Origin of the sequence: Methanosarcina spelaei, from assembly GCF_002287235.1 — an archaeon.
Classification (GTDB): domain Archaea; phylum Halobacteriota; class Methanosarcinia; order Methanosarcinales; family Methanosarcinaceae; genus Methanosarcina; species Methanosarcina spelaei.
Genome location: NZ_LMVP01000108.1, coordinates 1 through 7,037, shown reverse-complemented (window position 1 = coordinate 7,037; position 7,037 = coordinate 1). Strand labels below are relative to the sequence as shown.

The following is a 7,037-nucleotide window of genomic DNA, read 5'->3' as shown; positions in this document are numbered from 1 at the left end:
AAAGTCGCTTAACTTAATTCCAGTTAGTGTGTTACTGGATTGTTTGAGATGGTTCCATTTGTATTCGGTTAAGGATTTTGAGCTGCTGATCTCGATTTCGACGGAAAAACTCAAACCCAAATGTTTAGTGTTTAAATTGAAATCGATATCAGATTCCAGTTTTGCATTTGATGAATAATTTAACAAATTTTATGAAAATCAATGCAATTGATAACGATTTTTCCTTAACCGATGACCAATGGAGATGGTTCAATAAAGAAAGAAATCGGGTGCTACGCACTCGATTAACTATAATATAACTTATATCCATTGGTCATCGGTTAAGGAATTTTCTTACCTGAAAGCTATCGATTTTGCATTAGAAACCGGCTTTAAGTTTTGGCCTCTTTACATGAAATCGATATCTGGCTACAACTCATAATTTATTAAAACTTTTGGCAAATGTTGTTGAAATTGATGCAATTTGTCACGATTCCTCACTTAACCGAAGACGCATGAACTTATATCAAATTAAAATTCAAAGACTTAATAGCGAATGCTATAAAATTATTCAATATAATCTCATTTTTTGAAGAATGTATATGAAAGTTATGGCTTAAGAATTTTAAGATCTGATCAATAATAAAGTTCACTTCTAAAATCCGTAGATGAAAACTAAGATCAACGTGTTTTTATCATTCGGAAGTCAGTCTGATCGGAACTACTGTATTAAGAAAAGCTTTTACATACTCCCAGAGAAAAACCTTTACCTATAGTTTAAGTTTTTCTGTCATACTGTGTGCTTTTCTCTGTCCTGGGAATATTTCAATCTTCTCGTGTAACTTTTAACTGAAAATCTCCCTGATATGAGCTAAATTGTCAAACTTGAGCTCATTTTTATCCCGTTTTTTAAGAAGCCGTTGCCGGAAATTCTATTCCTCCAAGGAAAACATTTATACATATGCAGGTAAAGCTATGCTTAATTTTGACGAGATACAGGATTTTCTGACTTTTAGGGGCGTTTGAACCCTGATACCTTCTTATTCAGCCTTTGAGTATTTTTCAGATAAATTATCTATATATCATTAAAAATAATTACGAAAATACCTCACAATAATTAAACAATCACAGGAAGTAGTAATAATGTCAGAGAGCGAGCAGTATTCCAGAAACAAACTCATGGATTTTATCGAATATCGCCCCCTAGATGTCGAAATATGTGATGTGACTCTACGCGATGGGGAACAGACTCCGGGTATTGTGTTCACAAAAGAACAGAAGCTGGCAATGGCCAGTGAACTTGATTCTATGGGTATCGAGGTTATAGAAGCCGGATTTCCGGTAGTTTCCGCAAATGAAAAGGAAACCGTTAAGGAAATTGCAAACCAGGGCTTTGATTCAAGGATCTGCTGCCTCTCAAGAGCAGTAAAAGGGGACGTGGACGCTGCTCTTGAATGCGATGTTGATATTGTGAGTATTTTTATTGCAATGTCGGACATGCACCTCAAATACAAGTACCATCGAAGCCTTGAGGAGATGCTTGGCTGCGCCAAGGAAACCATTGAATACGCAACCGATCACGGGTTAAAAGTACGTTTTGCAGCTGAAGACGCTAGCCGGACCCCGATCGACCGCTTAAAACAGGCCTTCAAGGAAGTCGAAAATGAATATAAAGTACAGTACGTGAGCCTTGCAGATACTATCGGGATCCTTAATCCTACAACGACGCACTATCTTGTTAGTGAAATTTTCAAGGAAGTCAACACCTCAATCTGTATTCACTGCCACGACGACCTGGGAATGGCAACCGCAAATACTCTTGCAGCCGCCGAAGCCGGGGCAAAACAGCTCCATACTACGGTTAACGCAATCGGGGAACGTGCAGGAAATGCTTCCCTTGAAGAAGTGATAGTAGCCCTAAGGGTGCAGTACGGCATAGATCGTTATGACACTACAAAGCTGACCGCTCTTTCTAAAATGGTCTCCGAGTATTCAGGCATCACACCCTCGGTAAATAAAGCTGTTGTCGGGCAAAACGCCTTTACCCACGAGTCCGGAATTCACGTTGCCGCAATCCTTGAAGAGCCGCGAACCTATGAACTCTTCCTTCCGGAAATGGTCGGCGGAAAGCGCAACCTGGTTGTAGGAAAGCACACCGGCACAAAAGCCTTAAAAGGCATTATTAACAGCATAGGCCTCTGCCTTGAGCGGGAGGAACTCTGCGCCCTGATCGATAAAGTCAAGGTCTGCACTGAAGAAAGGCATAAAAGCATCTCAAGGGATCAACTTGAAAGGTTGATTACTCAGGTCAGGCAGGAAAAGAAGACAAATGAAAAGGGAGAAGAGAAGTTTTCTATTTGAAAATTCTAAATCTTTCACCTAAACTCATTTGTTTTTCTCATTTTAAAAAACTTGTTTCATTTAGTTTTGATTTCCGGTTGTTTTTCGGTTTCCAGTTATTTTTAGGTTTTCAACTACCTTTCCATTTTCAACTACCTTTCCATTTTCAACTACCTTTCCATTTTCAGTTATTTTTCTCGTCTGGCCTTTTTATCTGGCAAACAGCAGCTTTTTGGCCTGTGATTTAAACAGGGGACTTTCTTGCAAATAAACATGCAGCTACAAGCAGAGCAACTGTGGAATTCATATGCAGGAAAGAAATAGCTGAAGTTTTCTTCGTTGCTTTTTCATTTAGAGTCCAGTGCCTGACATCTTCAACTGTATTACCTTCAACAGCAAAACATTCATGGGTGCCGTTTTCTTCAAAACTGAAAATCCATACCTCTCCTTTTCTTTCAGAAGAAATGTCTATATCCTTTAATTCTCCAGGGTTTAACCCTGCTTCAGTAGCGCTTTGCCTGGCCAGCTCAAGTGCTTGAGTTTTTGAGCGGACAGGCCCCGATAGCAAAATTTCAGGCTGTTCAAATTTCACAAATTCATATTCTTCTGTCGTATATTCCATTCCCCTTCCAAAACCCCAGCTTTCGTTACTTAAACTTATTTCCACTTCATAGGGCCCATTTAATTCGTTCTCATGAATTCTGCCGCCTTCAAAATTGAGGACAACTGCACTGGTATTTTCGTCCAGGCAGGTATAATTTTTTGCGAGGTTAAGTGTACGAAACTCATGAGCTGTTGAACCTTTACTCTCATGATAACCCAGGTCTACACTTAGATCTCCAGTGAAAAAATAAGTAGAGGGTATGCTACTCCGAGCATTAAACTTAACCACCAGGTAATCATATAGTCCATCCCCGTCCAGATCTAATCCGTAATCAGAAACTTGCCCAATGAACTGTACGGGACTTTGAGGATCTGCTGTCTCTTCAGGATCTTCGTCTGCTATAGCAGTACTCATCAATGCAAAAAGTACTATCAGTGAAAGAATAAGCTGAAAAAACATCAGGTTTTTCTTCATTATTAAAAGGCATTTTCTTGAATCCATATTATGTACCTCGGATTCTAACCAATCAAATTTAACTTCTAATAAAAATTGAAATTTAATTAAGATAACTAAATTTCAAAAGTATTTTTTAGGGCTTAAGCCCTGTATGTCAAACTCCACTCGGGTCTCTCAGGTGGTTTTTCTTCCAGCATTTCTCTCCATTTTTCATCGGTCAAACGGTCGGACATAGGCTGCTTGAACTCGTAATGGCTCATAACGGGCCCGGCTCCTAAGAGGATCCTGCCATCCGGAAGTTTATATGCAACTACCAGCATGTCAACATACCCGATTCCTTCCTCAAGCACATCTCCTGAATTTCCGTTGGTATGAACATCAGCAATTATTGTGGTTTTCTTAACATCATCATCGTCTCCATTAGTACCCTCAAGCTGGTCGTCAAAAGTCTTGATGAACTCATATTCTTCATTTTTCAGTTCTTCATTTTTCAGTTCCTTTTCCGAGATTTCCTGAAGTTTTGTGAGGATCTCTTCAAGGCTTGTCAGACTTCTCTCCGAATGAGAATTAAGTACTTCCATTTCACTCAAACCTTGTTTTGTCATCTTTGTCAAGGCAAGCAGCCTGGCGTAAAAATCCGGAATAGGCTCGACATAACCAACAGCAGGCTTTTCTTCAGTTTCTCCTGGTGCTACGCTACCATCCATGGTTTCACTCTGTTTTGCATAGAGAATGGTATCATGCCTGAGCTCGGTCCAGGAAGCAAGAGCTGTATTCAGTTCCTTGTCCTGCCAGGCGTTAGTCTGCATAAAGGTCGGATAGCCCGTACTGTAGACTTTCAGGAGGGGCTGGAGGGAATAAAGCCAGGACCAGTAAAGGTTCCTGTTCCAGTCGGCTGCACTGAAGTTCGAGAATTCAGATTCCATTTTTCCATACTGAATACTGTAGTTTTCGTAACTGGAATCGTTCAGTTCATCAAGCCAGTAAACAGCTCTTCCTGAACCAAGTAGGGCCATTATATCAAGCCCACGCGGAAATCCGCGAATAGGGCCGGCTTCAGTGATTACCAGTGTAAAAGAAGTTTTATTTTCATCCGTATACTCCCCTGTACCTGCATATTTTACCGTATATGGCCAAACTAGATTTGAGAAAACATAAGAATCCGGAATAAAGCGCTGACCCATAAAGCGGAAGCCTGTGGTGTTTTCGAGACATTCATCAGCCTGTTCAGAAGTAAAAGGTGGCTCCAGGACACAATTTCCCGTACCTCCGTAGATCTTTGGGCCCTCGTATTCGGCAAGTTTGGTTTTGAGTTCGTTGACCGTCGTTTCGTCAAATTTCCTTTTTCCACTACCAAAGACCGAATCCAGGGCTTCCATATACTCATAAGGCCCAAGGTCATCGGAAAAACCTACGTAAAAAGCTGTAACCTCGTAGATCCGGTCCCAGTTCTTAAGAAGGTCAGGCTCACTCTGGAGCTGGGAAGTGATCAGGCTTGCCTGAATAGTCTGGACGCGAGCATCCTTTTCAGGGTCTCTGGATTTGATCAGTTCACCTTTCAAGAGCATGCTCATTCTACCATGCCACATAAAAGCCTTGAAGTAGTTCTCCAGCTGCTCGGTGCGAGTATAGTGACCTCGTGGTACATATTGAGAATAATCTTCTTTGTAATGGAAAATTGGAGAAACAGCAAAGCCTTTGTGTGCTTCTATCAAAGCCAGTTCCGCTTCAACATCTTTTTTTACGAAATCGGGAGTCTCGAACCGGTACTGTTTCGCTGTATCTTCAGGGAAAAAGGATATATAATCAGAATCGTAGTAGTCTTCTTTCTGTATCTGCTTAGATTTCGGCTGGAGAAGGCTTAAGGCAACTGAGAAGTAGGCTGCGTTTCTTTTTGCCGCTTCCTTTTCATCTCCGGAAGCGCTATTATACTTCTCAATGGAAGCATTTAGCAGAGCAAGGTCAGTCTTCCAGAGAGTATCATAAAATTCCCTTTCTTCTATCAGTCTAAGTGTTTCATCAAACTGGACATGATAAAGATGCAGCAGGGAATCCGTAGTAATAAAAACAGGAATTTCCTCTTCCTGGAGGGTCGAGTACATTGAAGTTATATCTTCTTCCCCAGGGTTGTAAGGGTTTTTAATCACCACAAAACCATTGCTCTCAAGAAGCTTAAGACCAGACTCGTTCAGAGAAATCTTACCGGAAAAATTTCCGTAGTTAGAGATTTCATCTTTCTTAAGAGGCAACTCATAAGAAGGCGCTTTTAACTCTATATCAACAGCTTCAAGTCTGTAGTTTCCCGTAAGAGATGAATTTCCGGCTTCAAAATCGGAAAGATTTATTTCTTCGGTTTTCAATCGACCAGTTGAAGAGCTTTGGTTATTGTCTACTTCCTCTGTCGTTACAACCGTTTCTTGAACATCGTTATAGAGGTTTGGTAAACTGCTATTGTTTGCTTCTTCGGTCTTTTCGGTTCCGTTTTTTTCATTTAAACCGGAACTTTGTTCCAGGCATCCTCCTGTAAAAAGGAAGATTATGAGGATCAAAAAAACTAAGTGAACTGCAACTAACTTGGTTCCGTACTTCATTCTTTCATCTCGGTTACCTTGGATCAATATCTGATTCGAGCTTTCTCGCTCAGATAGGTGGGGGTTTCTGCCTTCTCAGTCTTATAGTCCAGATATCCTGTTTTGCAACCGAAGACTTGCATAGGCTTATAGGGGAGAGGGAGGTAAATTTTTCGAAAAGTAACTTTTATAAATTATCTATTCAAATATTTTAACCTATTTTGAATCTGAGTAGTTATATCAAAATAAAAATACGTTAAAAAGTAATCTCAAAGAAAGAAAAAGAAAAAAAAAAGAAAGAATAAAAAAAGACATAAAATATAAAAAAATTAAAAATTATTAGGAATACTTGAGAGTAAAATCAAACCCTGTAAGTTACAGCCCATTCCGGCCTCTCAGGTGGGTTTGCCTCAAGAGTTTCTCTCCATTTTTCATCGGTCAGACGAGCTTCCATTGGCTGCTTGAACTCATAATGGCTCATAACGGGTCCTGCAGCCAGGAAAATCCTTCCGTCAGGAAGCTTGTAAGCCACAATCGCCATATCCACGTATCCTGTTCCTTCCTCAAGTACGAGTCCGTCATTTGGTTCAGTGTAGACATCTGCAACAAGGGTAGTTTTCCTGGCTTCTTCGTCAACACTTGCACTTGCTGTAATCATTTCTCCAAACTTGGAGATGTAGACTTTATCTTCCTCTGTCAGCTCCTCATTTGCAAGTTCCTTTTCGGAAATTTCGATAAGCTTTTCAAGGGTCTGCTCCAAGCTTTCAAATCTCCATCTTGAATCTTCGTCAAGCGCGTTCATCTCTTCAAGCCCGCTTTCAGTCATTCGGGTGAGGGCCAGCAATCTGTTATAAAATTCAGGTACAGGTTCCACATATCCCACGGGTTTGTCTCCAAACACAGGAAGCGATACATCTACTGCATAGAGTTGTTTGGTGTAGAGAACCGTATCGTGCCTGAGTTCGGTCCATGAAGCCAGCGATGTGCTCAGTTCCTTGTCCTGCCAGGCATCAGTTTGCATAAAAGTCGGGTAGCCTGAGTCGTAGTCTTTCATGAGGGGCTGGAGAGAATAAAGCCAGGACCAGTAA

The 7,037-nt window shown here is 40.8% G+C and carries 4 protein-coding genes; 1 reads left to right on the top strand and 3 read right to left on the bottom strand.

Features of this window, described 5'->3' with window-relative positions; genetic code table 11:
• The first annotated feature begins 1,122 nt into the window (after positions 1-1,122).
• Positions 1,123-2,340, top strand: coding sequence for a homocitrate synthase family protein (locus ASJ81_RS07285; protein ID WP_095643905.1), 1,218 nt, complete (start codon positions 1,123-1,125; stop codon positions 2,338-2,340).
• Between the two features lie 223 nt (positions 2,341-2,563).
• Here the strand turns inward: ASJ81_RS07285 and ASJ81_RS07275 are convergent, their stop codons facing one another.
• The 3 genes from ASJ81_RS07275 to ASJ81_RS07265 form a co-directional block, all read right to left on the bottom strand.
• Positions 2,564-3,424: a hypothetical protein gene (locus ASJ81_RS07275; RefSeq protein ID WP_095643903.1), complete on the bottom strand. Its 861-nt coding sequence runs from the start codon at positions 3,422-3,424 to the stop codon at positions 2,564-2,566.
• A gap of 95 nt (positions 3,425-3,519) precedes the next feature.
• Positions 3,520-5,970 carry a DUF3160 domain-containing protein gene (locus tag ASJ81_RS07270; protein ID WP_095643902.1) on the bottom strand — a complete coding sequence of 817 codons (2,451 nt, stop codon included), beginning with the start codon at positions 5,968-5,970 and terminating at the stop codon, positions 3,520-3,522.
• A 340-nt stretch (positions 5,971-6,310) separates the two neighbouring features.
• A partial coding sequence (locus ASJ81_RS07265) for a DUF3160 domain-containing protein (protein ID WP_141241614.1) occupies positions 6,311-7,037 on the bottom strand: 727 nt, incomplete at its 5' end.